Here is a 16,534-nt window from a genome sequence, read left to right as displayed (position 1 = left end):
AACCTCTAAGCAAGACAAGGCAAAGCATAGCAAACAGAACGGTTTCCAAATCGTTACCCGAACACCAGCCTATTGTGCGGAACACCCTTCTACAAAGGGTTGTCGCTTTTCTATCCAAAGTTACACAAAAAGTTTGGCAACGCGGGCGTTTTTGGCTAATTTTGAAGTTTCTAAATCATTATGTCATGAAAATAGGAATCTTTTGTTCGGCCAACGACAACATAGACCCGGACTTCTTCAAGCTCACGGCCGAGCTGGGCCGATGGGTGGGCGAGCAGGGCCACACGCTGGTTTTCGGCGGCAGCAACCAAGGGCTGATGGAGTGTATCGGGCGGGCCGCCCACGAGGCGGGCGCACAGACCGTCGGCGTGGTGCCGCGCATCCTCGAGGCAGGAGGCCGCGTGAGCGACAGCGTGGACGTGAATATCGCCTGCGACAACCTCTCCGACCGCAAGGAACTGATTCTGGCACGGAGCGACGTCTTCGTCGCCCTGCCCGGCGGTATCGGCACGCTCGACGAGGTGTTCACCGTGGCGGCCGCGCACACCATCGGCTACCACCGCAAGCGTGTGGTGCTCTACAACATGAAGGGTTTCTGGGACAGGGCCATCGACATGCTCGACGACCTGCAGTGTCGCGGCTTCATCCGCGGTCGGTGGACAGACTTCATCACCGTGGCCGACAGCCTTGACGAGGTCGTTGCGGCCCTCGGCTGACAGAGCACCAGACAGGCTTCGGCGCGCGGCCTCGGGTTTTGGACGGAACAACGGGCGGCTTTTAGACAGAATAGCGGGTGGTTTTAGACAGAACAACCGGTGGTTTTAGACAGAACAACATAAGAACATATGGCTGCGCGGTGGGGTTAAAGACAGAACAACATAAGAACATATTGGCTGCGCGGTGGGGTTAAAGACATAGTAACAGAATAACATATTGGCTGCGTAGTGGGAGTAAAGACATAGTAACAAAATAACATATTGGCTGCGAGATGGGGATAAAGACATAGTAACAGAATAACATATTGGCTGCGCGAAGCGTATGGTGGAATGATGATGAACCCCTATTGCGGCAGGTCTGAAACCGTGCGGGAGTTGCTGCGCGGAGTGTATTCGTATTCATTCGGACGTACAGGTATTGATGCGGGGCCGTATGGGGCTTTATTCGGGGGCATGCAGGTGTTTGTTCGGGGGTGTGTGGGGATTCGCGTAGAGGCCGCCTCTATGCCCGCACGCACGTTTGGAACAAACGTTACGACGGCCGAAAGGATGCACCCCAACCGCCAAATGGATGCCTAACGACGGCTAAATAAGTGTGTTTCGGCGGACGAATGGACACGTCCCGACGACCAAATAGATGCGTTCCGGCAACCAAATGGACACGTCCCGACGATGGTGGATGGACATCCGCGGCGCAATGCCCAAATCATTCCCGTGAAATCGCAACGCGACAACGGCGCAAACGCATCGCCATTACGGCGCAAACGCCGCGCGATTACGCCGTGTTCATCACGCCATTACACCGTCATCGCCATGTCACAATGCCGCAACGGTGAAACCGCGGCCCGTTTACGGCGACCACGCAACCCCATGAACGTTTGTTCCAAACGTACGGGCCGGCCTCTGTGCCGGCCCCTACGCCAATACCCACACACCGCCGAATGAATCCCCGCACGCTCCCAAATGGATACCCACACGACCGAATTGAATACCAATACACCCCCTACACCAACTCCCGCACGGCTTCAGACCTGCCGCAATAGGGGTTCATCATCATCCCACCATACGCTTCTCGCCGTCAATATGTTATTTTGTTACTATGTCTTTATCCCCATCGCGCAGCCTATGTTTTTATGTTGTTATGTCTAAAAAAACACCCGTTGCTCTGTCTAAAAACTGACCGTTGCCCTGTCTAAATACGCGCGATTTTGCCGCAAGAGCTTGGGCGGATGGAAAATAATCGCTAATTTTGCCCATAAACAACATGTCTCAGCTCGCGCCGACCAAAGGTCGGCGCGGCACAAACCAACCCTCAAGCACGCTGCATCTTGGACACAACACTGCGCAAAGCCCTCTTCGTGGGCAGCTTCGACCCCTTTACCATCGGGCATGCTGACATGGCAAGGCGAGCCCTCGAACTCTTCGACGCACTCGTCATCGGCGTGGGCGTGAATCCCCGCAAGCAACACCTGTTCACCGACGAGCAACGCCTCGACGCCATCCGGCGGCTCTATGCCGACGACAAGCGCGTGGAAGTGGTGGCCTATGACGGACTGGCCGTGAACCTGGCACGCCGCGTAGGGGCACAGGCCATCGTGAAAGGCGTGCGCTCGGTGAGAGACTTCGAGTACGAGCGAGACCAAGCCGAACTCAACCGCAGGCTGGGAAACATCGAGACCCTGCTGCTCTTCGCCGACCCGACACTGGCGGCCGTCTCGTCGAGCGCCTACCGCGAGCTCCTCCATTTCCACCAGGACGCGTCGTGGATGCTGCCCCAGCCCGGGGCAAGCAAGGAGGGATGAAGGGACGGAAGCAGGAAACAAACGAAAGAAAGAACGGGGCCCCTCGAAGGATGAGCCCCCTGTCAATACGCAAGCAAAACAATGATTACTTACCAAGCAGACGGCACCGAACTGCCGAACATCAAGCACCGGGAGACCACGGCATGGATCAAGGCCGTGGCAGCAACCTTCGGACGGCGCGTGGGCGAGATTGGATACATGTTTGTCGACGACGAGAAGATACTGGAAATCAACAACCAATATCTCGGCCACGACTACTACACGGACATCATTACCTTTGATTACGACGAGGGAAACGTGATTAGCGGCGACCTCGTTATCTCGGTAGACACGGTGCGAACCAACGCCGAACTCTTCGGCAAGAGCTATGCGGACGAGCTCAACCGCGTCATCATCCACGGCATCCTGCACCTTTGCGGCATCAACGACAAGGGGCCGGGCGAGCGCGAAATCATGGAAGCCCACGAGAACAAGGCACTGGCACTGCTGCGCGACATGACCGAAAACGACAGGCCATGAAGCGGCGCACATGGCAGAAACACCACCGCTGGCTGGGGCTGGGAGTGGCGTTTTTTCTCCTGATGTTCTGCCTGTCGGGCATCGTGCTCAACCATCCCATGCTCTTTTCGGGCGTCAACGTGAGCCGCTCGCTGCTGCCCGGCAGCTACGCCTACCGGCAGTGGAACCAGGGATTACTGCGCGGCACGCTGCGCTGGCAGGGCCGCGTGCTGGTGTATGGCAGCAGCGGCGTGTGGCAGACCGACGGCCGCGCCACGGCGTTCGGCGACATGAACCGCGGGCTTCCCCCCGGGGCCGACGCGCGAAACATGCGCGGACTGGCCCAGACGCCCGACCATCGGCTCTACGCCGCCGGCCAATACCAGCTCTTTGTCTACGACCGACGGCAGGGCTGGACGGCCGTGGACCTGCCCAAAGCAGCCGACGAACGCCTCACTGACATCACCGTGGCGCGCGGCCTGCTCGTGGTGACCAGCCGCTCGCACGTGTACACCGCGGCAGCGCCCTACCGGCATTTCCGCGAGCTCACACTACCCGCCGCGGCGGGCGACGACGGCAAGGTGTCGCTCTTCCGCACCGTGTGGATGCTCCACAGCGGCGAGCTCTTCGGACTCCCGGGCCGTCTCGTCGTCGATGCCATTGGGCTGACGCTCGTCTTCCTCACGCTCACGGGCGTGCTCTACTGGCTCTCGCCCCGCCTGGGCCGCCGGCTGCGGCTGCGCCCGAAAGCCATGCACAAGGTCTTTTCCTGGCACAACGGCGTGGGGCGCACCACCATCGCACTCACGCTCTTCATCGTGGTGTCGGGCTGGATGCTGCGTCCGCCCGGCCTCATCGCCATCGTCACGGGGCGCGTGCCTCCTGTGCCGATGAGCGCAATGGACAGTCCCAACCCCTGGCGCGACGCCCTGCGGGCCCTGCGCTACGACGCGGCCAAGGGCGATTGGCTGCTCTATACCTCGAAGGGTTTCTTCTCGATGAAGACGCTCCGCGCCATGCCGGTGGCCGAACCCGCGCAGCCTCGGGTGAGCGTGATGGGCCTCGGGGGCCTCGTGCAGGAGCCCGACGGCCGCTGGCTCGTGGGTTCGTTCGACGGGCTGTACGCGTGGCGGCGCGGCGGCGCCATCGTGCCCATGGCCACAAATGCCGTCTCGGGCCTCTCCCTGGACTTCGACCGGGGGCCTGTGGTGGCCGATTATGAACACGGCAGCGACTTTGCCGAGATGCCACAATGGATGGCCCGGCTGCCCATGTCGCTCAAAAGTGTGTGTCTGGAGATTCATACGGGCCGCATATATACCTGGATGGGCAGCAGCGGCATCCTCTTGATCTTCCTCGCAGGCATGGCCATCTTCTGGTGCCTGTGGAGTGGTTGGAAGCTGCGCAGGTAGGGCGCAGCTTCCCTTCGACCCCTACCTTATGGCTGGGCAAGCAATTGCAGGGCCCGGGCCACAAGGTGATTCTCCTCGTTCATGATATTGAAATACTCGCTCATGCCCCACAAATCGCGGGCCACGAGCGCCTTGACCTGGGTTCTGAGTAAGCCAAGCGTCTGGGCCAGTTCGGCCTCGTCCTTGGGCTCTGTCTGCTGTTTCTTGCCCTCGGCAAGGATTTCGTCCATGAGTTTCTGCGGCACGACGAAGCCCGTGTTGAAGCTTTCGAACGTGGGATACTGCCGTTTGAGCTCGCTGCGGTGGGCGTCCACGTAGCGCAGGTTGGCGTTCACCACGATGCCCTTGGCGGCCAGCTGGCGATGGAAGCGCGTGTACTGGGCCGTGTCCACGGGTACGAACACGTCGGGCATGATGCCTCCGCCGCCGTAGACCGTGCGGTGCCGGCGCAGCGTCTGGTAGCGCAGCGAGTCGGCAAAGTGGATGCTGTCGGCCGTGAGGAGCTCGCCATGCTTGTACCGGGCCTCCAGTTCGTTCTCGTAATCTTTCTTGTCTCCTTTCGTGTAGGGCTTCTGGATGCACCGGCCCGAGGGCGTATAGTAGTGGGCTACGGTGAGCCGCATCATGCTGCCGTCGGGAAATTCCACGGGTCGCTGCACCAGTCCCTTGCCGAAAGTGCGCCGTCCGACCACCGTGCCGCGGTCCTGGTCCTGCAATGCGCCGGTGACAATCTCGGCCGCCGAAGCCGAAAATTCGTTGACCAACACCACGACGCGGCCGCCCAACAGCTTGCCGTTGCCCTGCGCCCGATACTCCTGGCGCGGCACCTTGCGGCCCTCGGTGTAGACAATGAGGTCGTGCTGGCGCAGAAATTCATTGGCCGTCTGCACGGCCGCCTGCAGGTAGCCGCCACCGTTTTCCTGGAGGTCGAGTATCAGATCGCGCATGCCTTTGCCTTGCAACTCCTTGACACAGGCCATGAACTCCGTGTAGGTGGTGGCGCCGAAACTGCCAATACGGATGTAGCCGATGCCGGGACGAATCATGTAGTAGCCGTCGATGGTCTTCACGGGAATCCTGTCACGCGTCACGACAAACGTCTGCACGCCGGTGATGCCACGCCGCACAATGCCCAGCTTTGCCTTGGTGCCGCGAGGTCCGCGCAGCCTCTTCATCGTCTCTTCCCTGGACATTCCCACCCCGGCAATGGCCGTGTCGTTGACGCTTACAATGCGGTCTCCGGCCAGGATGCCCGCTTTCTCGGAGGGCCCGTTCACGATGGTCTGGATGACAAGAAGCGTATCTGCCTGGATGTTGAACTGCACGCCGATGCCGTCGAACGAGCCGTTGAGAGACTCGTTCATGGCCCGGGTCTCCTTGGCCGTGGCGTAGGAGGAGTGCGGGTCCATCTTCTCCAGCATGCCCCTGATGCCGTCTTCCACCAGCCGCTGCTCGTCCACGGAATCGACGTAGAGGTTGGTGATGGCCATTTCAGCGATTTGCAGCTTGCGAAGTGGGGAGTTTGCGCCGAAGTTAAGCTGGAGCTGCGCATGAGCTCCGGCGGGAAGGAGGCATGCGGCGAGGGCTATTAAGAGGTTTTTCTTCATATCTATCGGTGTTTTTGATTTCTAAAATGAGTGTACCTTGCTTGGGCTCACGCAGCGCCATGATGTGGCTCACGCAGAATCATGGTGTGGCTCACGCAGAATCATGGTGTGGCTCACGCAGAGCCATGGTGTGGCTCACGCAGAGCCGCAGAGTTAACGGAGAAGGGCCGTAAGCGAGAGAACGCGGAGAGGAGGAGCACACGAAGTGGAGCTATGGGCGAGCAAACACAAATGCGAAAGGCAAGACACATGAAGCGTGAGCAAGGAGCGCAGAGGTTCATCCACCGTTGCCGACCATTCGTTTCTGTAATTGATGACATACATTTCTGCCGTTGTTAACCTATGTGCTCACTGCTGTTGGCTCACGTTCGCACTGTTGTTGATGCACGTTTGAGACACTGTTGGCTCACGTCCTCACTGCCGTTGATGCACTTTTCAACTGAGGTTGGCGCATATTATTGCCGGGTTGATGCACGTTTCGAGCCGTTGCCGACCACATATTTCAGTAATTGTTGACCACGCGCTGTATGCCATCCTTGAGCAAGGGAACGTCGAAATTGATGAGATAACCGAGTCGGACGTCAAGCAAACGCAGGTAGGTGAGCAGCTGTTTGTAGTGAACGGGCTTGACTTCGAGGAGCGATTTGATCTCAATGACCACCTGTCGGTCGACCAGCATGTCGAGTTTCAGCTCATGGTCCAGCTCCAGTCCTCGATACATCACCTTGACCGGAACCTGCGTCTCGACATGAAAGCCGTTGAGTTCCAGCTCGTATGCCAAGGCCTTCTCATAGATGCTTTCCAGCAATCCCGGGCCCAACGCTGTGTGAACGGCATACGCACATGCCAGCAGTCGGTGCGTATATTCGCTTGAAATCTTCTCCTCCATGGCATCCTTTTTCTAAATTCTCAAGAATTCTTCCTTGCTCTCGCTCCGTCTCCTCCTCTCCGCGGAACTGCGTAGGCCAAGGCCTTCCGTATATTCAACCAGTCTCCGACCCTGCCTCCTCTCCTCCGCGAAACTGCGTAGGCCAAGGCTTTCCGTATTTCAACCAGTCTCAGACCTTGCCTCCTCTCCTCCGGAACTCTGCGTGGGTAAAATTTTCACCATAACTCTGCCTCTCCGCGGCTCTGCGTGAGCCAAACATCCTCCCCGCGTGAGCCAAACGTTCTCCCTGCGTGAGTGCGGGCGCTCTACGCGGAGATCTCCTCATCGGCGAGGTCTTCCTCTACCACGAGGTTGTCGATGATGAAGCTCTGGCGCTCCATGGTGTTCTTGCCCATGTAGTATTCGAGGAGTTTTTGCACCTGGTCGTTCTTGTGCAGGGTGACCTGCTCCAGGCGCATGTCGGGCCCGATGAAATGGACAAATTCGTCGGGTGATATTTCGCCGAGGCCCTTGAAACGGGTGATCTCGGGGTCGGGACCCAGGTCGGCGATGGCGTGCAGCCGCTCGTCTTCGCTGTAGCAGTATCGCGTGATGAAATCATTCTTTTTCTCTCCTGGGGCCAACCGGCCGTCGGCGTCGGCGATGACGGCCTTGCTCTTGATCTTGGTGCGGCGGTTGCGCACGCGGAAGAGCGGAGTCTGGAGCACGTAGACGTGGCCTTTCTTGATGAGTTCGGGGTAGAACTGGAGGAAGAAAGTGATGATGAGCAGGCGGATGTGCATGCCGTCCACGTCGGCATCGGTGGCCACAATCACCTTGTTGTAGCGCAGGTTGTCGAGCCCGTCCTCAATGTCGAGGGCGGCTTGGAGCAGGTTGAACTCCTCGTTCTCATAGACCACCTTCTTGCTCAACCCAAAGGAGTTGAGCGGTTTGCCGCGCAGCGAGAACACCGCCTGCGTGTTGACGTTGCGGCTTTTGGTGATGCTACCGCTGGCCGAGTCGCCCTCAGTGATGAAGATACACGACTCCTCCTTGCGGTCGTCCTTGGTATCTGAGAAGTGGATGCGGCAGTCACGCAGCTTCCGATTGTGCAGGTTGGCCTTCTTGGCACGCTCCCGCGCCAGCTTGGTCACGCCGGCCATGGCCTTGCGTTCGTGCTCGCTCTCCTTGATTTTAGCCTCCAGAATGTCGGCGCAATCCTCCTTGTGGATGTGCAGATAGTTGTCCACCTCGCGCTTGAGAAAGTCGCCCACGTACTTGTTCACCGTCTCGCCGCCCGGCGCCATGAGGGTGGAACCGAGCTTGATCTTGGTCTGACTCTCGAACACGGGCTCCTCCACGTTGATGGCAATGGCGGCTACAATGCCGTTGCGGATGTCGGTGTATTCGTAGTTTTTGTCGTAGAACTCCTTGATAGTACGGGCTATATGCTCCTTGAACGCACTCTGATGGGTACCGCCTTGGGTGGTATGCTGACCGTTGACAAAGCTGTGATACTCCTCGCCGTACTGGTTGGTGTGGGTGAAAGCCACCTCTATGTCCTCGCCCTTGATATGGACAATGGGGTACAGTCCCTCCACGGTCATGTTGTCGTTGAGCAGGTCTTCCAGTCCGTTGCGGCTCTTGATGCGCCGCCCATTGTACATAATAGTGAGGCCGGAATTGAGGTAAGTGTAGTTGCGGAGCATGGTTTCCACGAATTCATCGTGGAACTGATAGTTCTTGAAGAGCGTGTCGTCGGGGCGGAAGAAGATGTAGGTGCCGTTCTCGTCGTGCGTTTCAGTGGTGACGTCGCTCTGCAGATTGCCCCGCTCGAACACCAGCGAGCGCACCGTTCCGTCGCGGCAACTGCGCACCTCGAAGCACGAGCTCAGGGCGTTAACGGCCTTGACACCCACGCCATTGAGGCCCACGCTCTTGTGGAAAGCCTTGGAATCGTACTTGCCTCCGGTGTTGAGCACCGACACGGCCTCGACCAGTTTGCCCTGCGGAATGCCACGGCCGTAGTCGCGTACAGCCACTTGCAGGTTGTCGTCGATGTCCACCTCGATGCGGTCTCCGGCGTTCATCTTGAACTCGTCGATGGAGTTGTCGATCACCTCCTTGAGCAGCACATAGATGCCGTCTTCGGGCAGATTGCCGTCGCCCAGCCGGCCGATGTACATGCCCGGCCGGGTGCGCACGTGCTCCATGTCCGACAGATGCCGGATGTTGTCGTCGTTGTAATCTACTGAGGGGTGTGCGGGGGCGTTGGTTTCCTGCCCCGCTGTATTGAAGTTCTTGTCGTCTGGCATGATTCGTTGTATGATTGTCCGGATGCCGGCAGGCCGTTACTGCGCCGGCATGTCCGTTAATTCCTTGCGGTAGCAACGCCGCCGCTTGTGCAGCGTATGGTCCAGTGCGCTCCACTGTCCCTGCACGCCGCTGTTGTTTTCCATCTCTACCTGGCTCTCGCCCCACTTGAAACCATACTCGATGTAGCGGGGGATGAGATCGGCAAAAAGCAGGGCGTTGGCCCCCTTGGCCCGGTACTCGGGCAGGAAGCCCACGAGCAGCAGGTCCACACCCTCGGTCTTGTGGAACTTGATGGCGCGCAGCACGTGCCACCATCCCCAGGGCCACAGCCGCCCGCGACGGCACTTTTGCAACGCCCGCGAGAGCGAGGGCATGGTGATGCCCACGCCCGCAATCTTGTCGTTCTTGTTGCCATCGACGATGACCGTCACCAGATTGAGGTCGAGTGCGGGCAGGTACATCTTGACATACTGGTCTATCTGTCGGTCGGTGAGCGAGACGAAGCCATAGAGATCGGCGTAGGTCTCGTTGATGATCTCGAAGAGCTTACGGGCGTAACCGTTCCTCACATCCTCGCGGGTCACCTTTTTGACGTGCAGGTTGTATCGCTGCTCGATGAGCTCGGCCAGCTTGCTGAACTTCTCGGGAACTTTCTCGGGCATGGACAGGAAGTACTCCACGTAGTCGTTATCCTTGGTCCAGCCGCCGAGTTGCTCGAGGTGACGGGGATAGTATGGGTAGTTGTAGATGGTGGCCATGGTGCCGAGCTTGTCGAATCCCTCGGTCAGCATGCCCTCGGGATCCATGTCGGTGAAGCCCAAGGGCCCCACAATGGCGGTCATTCCCTTGCTCCGCCCATAGTCCTCCACAGCCTGAAGCAGGGCCCGGCTCACCTCCATGTCGTCCACAAAGTCTATCCAGCCGAAGCGCACGTCCCGTACATTCCACCGCTCATTGGCGCGGTGATTGATGATGGCGGCCACGCGGCCGGTCAGCTTTCCGTCCTTATAGGCCAGGAAATATTCGGCCTCACAGAAGTCGAACGCCACGTTTTTGTCGCGGCTCAACGTGTTGAGATCGTCACTGAAAAGCGTGGGCACGTCGTAAGGATTGCCCGCATACAAATCATAATGGAAGTCTATGAACGTCTTCAAATCTCCTCGACTTTCGACCCTCTTGATTTCTACCGACATGGTTTTGCTAATTGATGAATATACGTGTCTAACGTGCAAAAATACGCAAAATCGGGCACAAGGCCAAAGGAAAACGGCAAATTATCAAGCCGATATGGCAAAATCGGAGGGCAGCCGATGGGTGGAGAGAGGGACGGGAGCCGGTGGAGCAGGAGCTGTGAGGGAATGGAAAAGGGAGTGCGAGCAGATAGAATGGGGAGCAAGAGTGGGTGAAATAGATGGAAAGGGCAGCTGAAAGGAACTGCAAAAACAGCTGAAAGAAACGAAAAAAGCAGGTGGGAAGGATAGTGAAAGCAGGTTATGAAAAAAACTGCCCAGGGAGCCCGCTGCCCGATTCCACCGTATTCGCCGTGCGATTCCACCGAAATCGCCGCGCGTTTACGGCGTATTCACGATGCGATTACGCCGTAGACGCAACACGATAAAACCGTGTTGAAACGGCCATATCCCCCATTTGACAGAACCACGACAATGGGTTTTGGCGTAGGGGCCGACCTCCATGCCGGGTCGCATGCCCGCCAAGGCATTCACGTCACCCGGCAAAAACATCCCTTTCAACCATTGAACGTTTGCGCCAAACGGGCGGGCCGGCACCCATGGACGAGGGATTGCAACCACAAAAACCTGATGAGACAAGACCCTTACCCCCTCCGCGCCACAATAACGACGTGGCGCGACCGCCAGGTAGTGGCAAACACATAGGTGCCACCACCGTCTCTAAGCCGGAGCCTCCGGCGCAGTTCGTCGGCCGAGAGCGGGAAGTTGCGCACGGCAATATTGGCCTGAGAAATTCCGGCGAGGGCCTGCTTGAGCTCCCGCTTGTTCATCGATGAAATGGAAAGAATCTGGAATTGACGGCCGGGAAATGCCGGCACGGGGGCCGACGAGACGAAGAGATGGGAGTCGCGGTCGAGCTGCGGCAGGGAAAACGCATGCGAGAGCTCGGCAAAGCAACCGGCCTTCATCACGCTGGCATTGGGCACAAGCAGCCACGACGAACGGGCGTCGGGAGCGGCCAAAAGCGGTTGCCGCGGAGTGGCGGAGGGATGGCAGACAAACTGCTGCCCATCGTTCGCGCAGACCACACGCCGGGGCAGGGATGGCAAGGAAACGTCCATTTCATCGGCTTCGAGGCCTTCATGGCGGGTGAGCACCAAGAGCAGCTCCTTGCATTCGTTGGCCACCGAAACGATGTGCACGTCTACAGCCACACCGCCCGCAGCCGAGAGCGTGCGCACGGCGGCGTGCCAATCGAGCATGGGCGAGAGCTTGACGATGACCGTGCGGGCCCGCTGCAGCAGCTCGTTGCGCAGCGCAGCCACGTCGGGCGTGCAGTCTTCGATGCCGAATACCCTGCGGCCGTGGGTGTCGCGGCGGGCCGGATCGAGGTAGATGATGGGGGCGTCGGTCCCCGGGGAACGGACGGGCAGCCGGCGCAGCGCGTCCTCAGCGTCGCTGCAGACCACCTCGGCCTGCGTCAGTCCCAGTACCGAGAAGTTGTGACGGGCCAGTTCGCACAGCTGTGCGTTGCGCTCCACATAGACCGCACGACGGCACGACCGGGCCATGAACGAGAAGTCCACGCCGAAGCCTCCCGTCAGGTCGACGAGCGTTCTGCCGCCCGCTGCCTCCAGCAGCCCGGCCTTGTAGCGGGCCGTGGACTCGGAGCTGCACTGCTCCATGTTGAGGTGGGGCGGATAGAGTATGCCCTCGGTGGCCGCCCAGGAGGGCAGTTTGCAGCGTGCCGTCTGCCAGCCTTGTATCTGGTTGAGCGCGAAAGGCATGTCCACGCCCGGGTAACGGTCGCGCAGCAAAGCCAGCCGGACAGCATCGTCCAGCCGGTGGTCGAGAATGAAGCGTCGGGTGTCCTCGGTAAAAAACATGTTACGAAGATACACAATTTATGCACGATTCAATATCAAATTATAGTTTTTTAATCCTTATTGATAGAAATAACGCGTTTTAGGTATTGCGTGGTATTGATATTTTCCCTATCTTTGTCTCGATAAATAGGTATAAACCAATCATTCGACGAACGCCATGAACATGAACAAAAATCTTCAAACACTTGCCGGAATCTTCCAGGATCCGCTGATTAAACCGGAAGAAACCGACAACAACCAGCCGCAAAACATCGGCGGTGAAATTTGGTATCAGTAACTCTCAGTTTCAGATAGATATTATCATAACTGCTTCTAAGCAAGAAGGGGTATATCCGGAAGATAGCGGATATACCCCTTTTTTCGATGGCAGCCCCTCCTTTTTCTGCGAAGATGCTCGCCTGTCCGGGCTGCCCGCACACCTTATATTAATGGGCAGCCCCCTTTCTTCGAGTCTCTTTGCCGGCCCGGAACAGGAGCTGCCGACGGGCTGACACGCAAAAGCCCCCTGCGGCTCCCGGTGCCGGGATGCCGCAGGGGGCTGTGAATGGAGCCTTGGACGGGTCGGTTAGTCGGCCAGCTTGGCAGCGATGTACTCGCGGTTCAGACGGGCGATGTTGGCTATCGACTCGTTCTTGGGGCACACGGCCTCGCAGGCGCGGGTGTTGGTGCAGTTGCCGAAACCGAGCTCTTCCATCTTCGCAATCATGTTCTTGGCACGCTTGGCAGCCTCCGGACGTCCCTGGGGCAGCAGGGCAAGCTGGCTCACTTTGGACGAGAGGAACAGCATGGCAGAGCCATTTTTGCAAGCGGCCACGCAGGCGCCGCAGCCGATGCAGGTGGCGCAGTCCATGGCCTCGTCGGCCGCTTCCTTGGAAATCAAGATGGCGTTGGCGTCCTGAGCCTGGCCTGTTCGGATGGTGTTGTAACCGCCGGCGGCAATGATTTTGTCGAAAGCCGAGCGGTCCACCATGCAGTCTTTGATGACCGGGAAAGCGGCCGAACGCCAGGGTTCGACGGTGATGACGTCGCCGTCGTTGAAGCGGCGCATGTAGAGCTGGCAGGTGGTGGCGCCGCGTTCGGTCTTTCCGTGCGGCGTGCCGTTGATGTAGAGCGAGCACATGCCGCAGATGCCCTCGCGGCAGTCGTGGTCGAAAACGAACGGCTCCTCGCCGGCCTCGATGAGCTCTTCGTTGAGAATGTCGAGCATTTCGAGGAATGAAGTGTCATCGGGAATGTCCTTCATCTCGTGTGTGTCAAAGTGACCCTTGGCCGTTGGTCCGTTCTGACGCCAGTACCTAATCGTGAAACTGATATTTCTTGCCATAGTTTTTTAATTCTTATAGTTACGTGTTTGTACCTTGATCGCCTCATACTCCAGAGGCTCCTTGAGCAATTCGGGAGCGGTTTCATCATTGCCTTGATACTTCCAGCAGCCCACATAGAAGTAGTTTTCATCGTCGCGCGCAGCCTCGCCTTCGGGTGTGGCGTGCTCCTCGCGGAAGTGGCCGCCGCAGCTTTCGTTGCGCGAAAGGGCGTCGTGGGCGATGAGTTCGCCCATCAGGATGAAGTCGCGAAGGTGGATGGCCTTGTCGAGCTCCACGTTCAGACCGTCTTTCTTGCCGGGGATGAAGAGGTTGGTGTCGAACTCCTTGCGCAGTTTGGCAATGAGTCGCAGGCCCTCTTCGAGGCCCTCCTTGGTGCGGCCCATGCCCACGTGCTCCCACATGATGTGGCCGAGCTCCTTGTGAATGGAGTCTACGGAGCGTTTGCCCTTGATGTTCATCAGGCGGTCAATCTCGCTCTCGACAGCTTTCTCGGCAGCGTCGAACTCGGGAGCCGTGGTGGGAATCTTGGGCCAAATGGCCTGATCGGCCAGGTAGTTCTGGATGGTGTAAGGCAGCACGAAGTAGCCGTCGGCCAGGCCCTGCATCAGGGCCGAGGCTCCCAGACGGTTGGCGCCGTGGTCGGAGAAGTTGCACTCACCGATGGCAAACAGGCCGGTGATGGAGGTCTGGAGCTCATAGTCCACCCAGATGCCACCCATTGTATAGTGTATCGCGGGGAAGATCATCATGGGCTTGTAGTACTTCTCACCGTTGATCTCGTTGGCCAAATCGCCGGGGAACACGTCGGTAATCTCCTCGTACATCTCGAAAAGGTTGCCATAACGCTGCATGATTTCGTCGAGACCGAGGCGGTTGATAGACTCCGAGAAGTCGAGGAATACGGCTAAACCGGTATTGTTCACGCCAAAGCCCTTGTCGCAACGCTCCTTGGCGGCACGCGAAGCAACGTCACGCGGCACAAGGTTGCCAAAGGCGGGGTAGCGACGCTCCAGGTAGTAGTCACGGTCCTCCTCGGGGATTTCCCACCCCTGTTTGGCACCTGCCTGGAGAGCTTTAGCGTCTTCAAGCTTCTTGGGCACCCAGATACGGCCGTCGTTACGAAGCGATTCCGACATCAGAGTGAGCTTGGATTGCTTGTCGCCATGCACGGGAATGCAGGTGGGATGAATCTGCACATAGCAGGGGTTGGCAAAGTAAGCGCCCTTGCGATAAGCCTGTACGGCAGCCGTGCAGTTGCAGCCCATGGCATTGGTAGACAGGAAATAGGTGTTGCCGTAACCGCCCGTACCCAGCACTACGGCATTGGCAGTGAAACGCTCCAGCTTGCCACTCACGAGGTTTTTGGCGATGATGCCGCGGGCTCGGCCGTCTACGATGACCACGTCTTCCATCTCGTAGCGGGTGTAGAGCTTCACTTTGCCGGCATGCACTTGGCACATCAGCGACGAGTAGGCGCCGAGCAACAGCTGCTGTCCGGTCTGTCCCTTGGCATAAAAAGTACGGCTAACCTGGGCGCCACCAAAGGAGCGATTGGCCAGCATGCCGCCGTATTCGCGGGCAAAAGGTACGCCCTGGGCCACGCATTGGTCGATGATATTGTTGCTCACCTCGGCCAAACGGTACACGTTGGCCTCGCGGGCACGGTAGTCACCACCCTTTACAGTGTCATAGAACAGGCGGTAAACGGAGTCTCCATCGTTCTGATAACACTTGGCGGCATTGATGCCTCCCTGTGCGGCAATGGAGTGAGCTCGGCGCGGGGAGTCCTGAATACAGAAGTTGAGCACGTTGAAACCCATCTCGCCCAACGAGGCGGCGGCACTTGCTCCAGCCAGTCCGGTGCCCACCACGATGACGTCGAGCTTCAGCTTATTCTTAGGATTCACCAAGCGTTGGTGAGCTTTATAGTTGGTCCATTTCTCGGCCACGGGGCCCTCTGGAATCTTGGAATTTATTTGTGACATAATCAAAACTTAATGAAAAGATGAATGTTGAATGACAAATTAAGCACAGCACATGCTGGGAGCAAGCCCAAGCCAGAAGGAGAGCACGAGGACGGCGAAGACTCCCATCAGGATGGTGACATACACCAGACCGATACATTGCCAGCGCTTCAGCCACACCTTGCCGCTCACGCCCAGCGTCTGCATGGCACTCCAAAAGCCGTGAGTGAGGTGGAACCAAATGGCAACAATCCAGATTAAATAGAGAATGGAGTAAACAGGATTGGCAAAAGTCTCCTCAATCCAGGCGAAACCGTCGGCCGGATCGTGGGCAACCTGTATGCCGGCCAGCTCGGCAAACATCATGTGTCCCCAGAAATTGTAGAGGTGAAGCAGGATGCCGATAAGGATAATCAGGCCGAGCACGAGCATGTTCTGCGAGGCCCAGCTCACCTGTCCGTAGGTTCCATTCACGGCATAACGCTCGCCACCACGGGCGCGACGGTTCTGGGCCGTGAGGATAAAAGCGTAGACAATGTGCCCCACCGCGAGGGCGCCAAGGCCGATTGTGCCGATGACCGCATACCAGTTGCTCCCCAGAAACCTGCACACCATGTTGTAAGCATCCCCAGAAAAGAACGCAGCGACATTCATGCAGCAGTGGAAAGTCAGGAATAGAATAAGGCAAATGCCGGTTAACGACATCACAACTTTTCTACCAATTGGAGAATTGATTAACCACATAAATGATTGATTTTAAATTATTTAAATGTTAGATATAATATCAGGAACCTGTACAAACTGCGTCATTTACTGCTGATGATACCTCCGGAATACCCTGTTTTAGGTATCATTGTCTTGGTATTTGACTGCAAAAATACTATATTTTAGTGATTAATCAAAGTAAAAACGGCAAAAATTCGATTTAATTTCTTACTTTTGCGCAAAAA

General features: G+C 57.8%; 13 protein-coding genes. 5 read left to right on the top strand and 8 right to left on the bottom strand.

All coding sequences use genetic code 11. The features are described from left to right. The first annotated feature begins 185 nt into the window (after window positions 1-185). The 4 genes from L888_RS0111495 (at window position 186) to L888_RS0111480 (ending at window position 4,428) form a co-directional block, all read left to right on the top strand. On the top strand, window positions 186-716 hold the full coding sequence (locus L888_RS0111495) for an LOG family protein (protein WP_005845507.1): 531 nt from the start codon (window positions 186-188) through the stop codon (window positions 714-716). 1,328 nt (window positions 717-2,044) lie between these two features. Further along, entirely contained in the window at window positions 2,045-2,518 is a 474-nt protein-coding gene (gene coaD / locus L888_RS0111490; protein ID WP_005845501.1) for a pantetheine-phosphate adenylyltransferase, read from the top strand. A gap of 81 nt (window positions 2,519-2,599) precedes the next feature. Then, window positions 2,600-3,037, top strand: a complete 438-nt coding sequence (gene ybeY / locus L888_RS0111485) for an rRNA maturation RNase YbeY (RefSeq protein ID WP_005845499.1) — start codon at window positions 2,600-2,602, stop codon at window positions 3,035-3,037. Beyond that, window positions 3,034-4,428 carry a PepSY-associated TM helix domain-containing protein gene (locus tag L888_RS0111480; RefSeq protein WP_027952988.1) on the top strand — a complete coding sequence of 465 codons (1,395 nt, stop codon included), beginning with the start codon at window positions 3,034-3,036 and terminating at the stop codon, window positions 4,426-4,428. The genes ybeY and L888_RS0111480 overlap by 4 nt, the downstream gene beginning before the upstream one ends. A gap of 26 nt (window positions 4,429-4,454) precedes the next feature. Here L888_RS0111480 and L888_RS0111475 read toward each other — a convergent pair whose 3' ends face one another. The 4 genes from L888_RS0111475 to L888_RS0111460 form a co-directional block, all read right to left on the bottom strand. Further along, a complete protein-coding gene (locus tag L888_RS0111475) occupies window positions 4,455-6,035 on the bottom strand; it encodes a S41 family peptidase (protein WP_027952987.1) in 1,581 nt (526 codons plus the stop codon). 502 nt (window positions 6,036-6,537) lie between these two features. Beyond that, the gene (locus tag L888_RS0111470) at window positions 6,538-6,924 is read right to left on the bottom strand and encodes a GxxExxY protein (RefSeq protein WP_027952986.1); all 387 of its coding nucleotides are present in this window, start codon (window positions 6,922-6,924) and stop codon (window positions 6,538-6,540) included. Between the two features lie 305 nt (window positions 6,925-7,229). After that, window positions 7,230-9,116 (bottom strand): DNA topoisomerase IV subunit B, encoded by a 1,887-nt coding sequence (locus L888_RS0111465; RefSeq protein WP_245594883.1) that lies wholly within the window; start codon window positions 9,114-9,116, stop codon window positions 7,230-7,232. Between the two features lie 138 nt (window positions 9,117-9,254). Next, entirely contained in the window at window positions 9,255-10,412 is a 1,158-nt protein-coding gene (locus L888_RS0111460) for a hypothetical protein (RefSeq protein ID WP_005845491.1), read from the bottom strand. Between the two features lie 94 nt (window positions 10,413-10,506). Here L888_RS0111460 and L888_RS14565 point away from each other — a divergent pair, with 94 nt between their 5' ends. Then, window positions 10,507-10,647 (top strand): hypothetical protein, encoded by a 141-nt coding sequence (locus L888_RS14565; RefSeq protein WP_156925007.1) that lies wholly within the window; start codon window positions 10,507-10,509, stop codon window positions 10,645-10,647. A gap of 406 nt (window positions 10,648-11,053) precedes the next feature. On the opposite strand, the gene L888_RS0111455 is transcribed toward L888_RS14565, so the two are convergent. The 4 genes from L888_RS0111455 to L888_RS0111435 form a co-directional block, all read right to left on the bottom strand. Beyond that, window positions 11,054-12,295, bottom strand: a complete 1,242-nt coding sequence (locus L888_RS0111455) for a THUMP-like domain-containing protein (protein WP_027952984.1) — start codon at window positions 12,293-12,295, stop codon at window positions 11,054-11,056. Window positions 12,296-12,860: 565 nt separating this feature from the next. Next, window positions 12,861-13,619: a succinate dehydrogenase/fumarate reductase iron-sulfur subunit gene (locus L888_RS0111445; RefSeq protein ID WP_005845482.1), complete on the bottom strand. Its 759-nt coding sequence runs from the start codon at window positions 13,617-13,619 to the stop codon at window positions 12,861-12,863. 6 nt (window positions 13,620-13,625) lie between these two features. Beyond that, entirely contained in the window at window positions 13,626-15,605 is a 1,980-nt protein-coding gene (locus L888_RS0111440) for a fumarate reductase/succinate dehydrogenase flavoprotein subunit (RefSeq protein ID WP_015298605.1), read from the bottom strand. A gap of 39 nt (window positions 15,606-15,644) precedes the next feature. Then, entirely contained in the window at window positions 15,645-16,328 is a 684-nt protein-coding gene (locus tag L888_RS0111435; protein WP_015298604.1) for a succinate dehydrogenase/fumarate reductase cytochrome b subunit, read from the bottom strand. Window positions 16,329-16,534: the final 206 nt, after the last annotated feature.

The sequence above is a fragment of the Hallella seregens ATCC 51272 genome (assembly GCF_000518545.1).
Taxonomy (GTDB): Bacteria; Bacteroidota; Bacteroidia; order Bacteroidales; family Bacteroidaceae; genus Prevotella; species Prevotella seregens.
The sequence above is the reverse complement of the archived record's forward strand: the minus strand, read 5'-3'. Positions and strand labels throughout refer to the sequence as shown.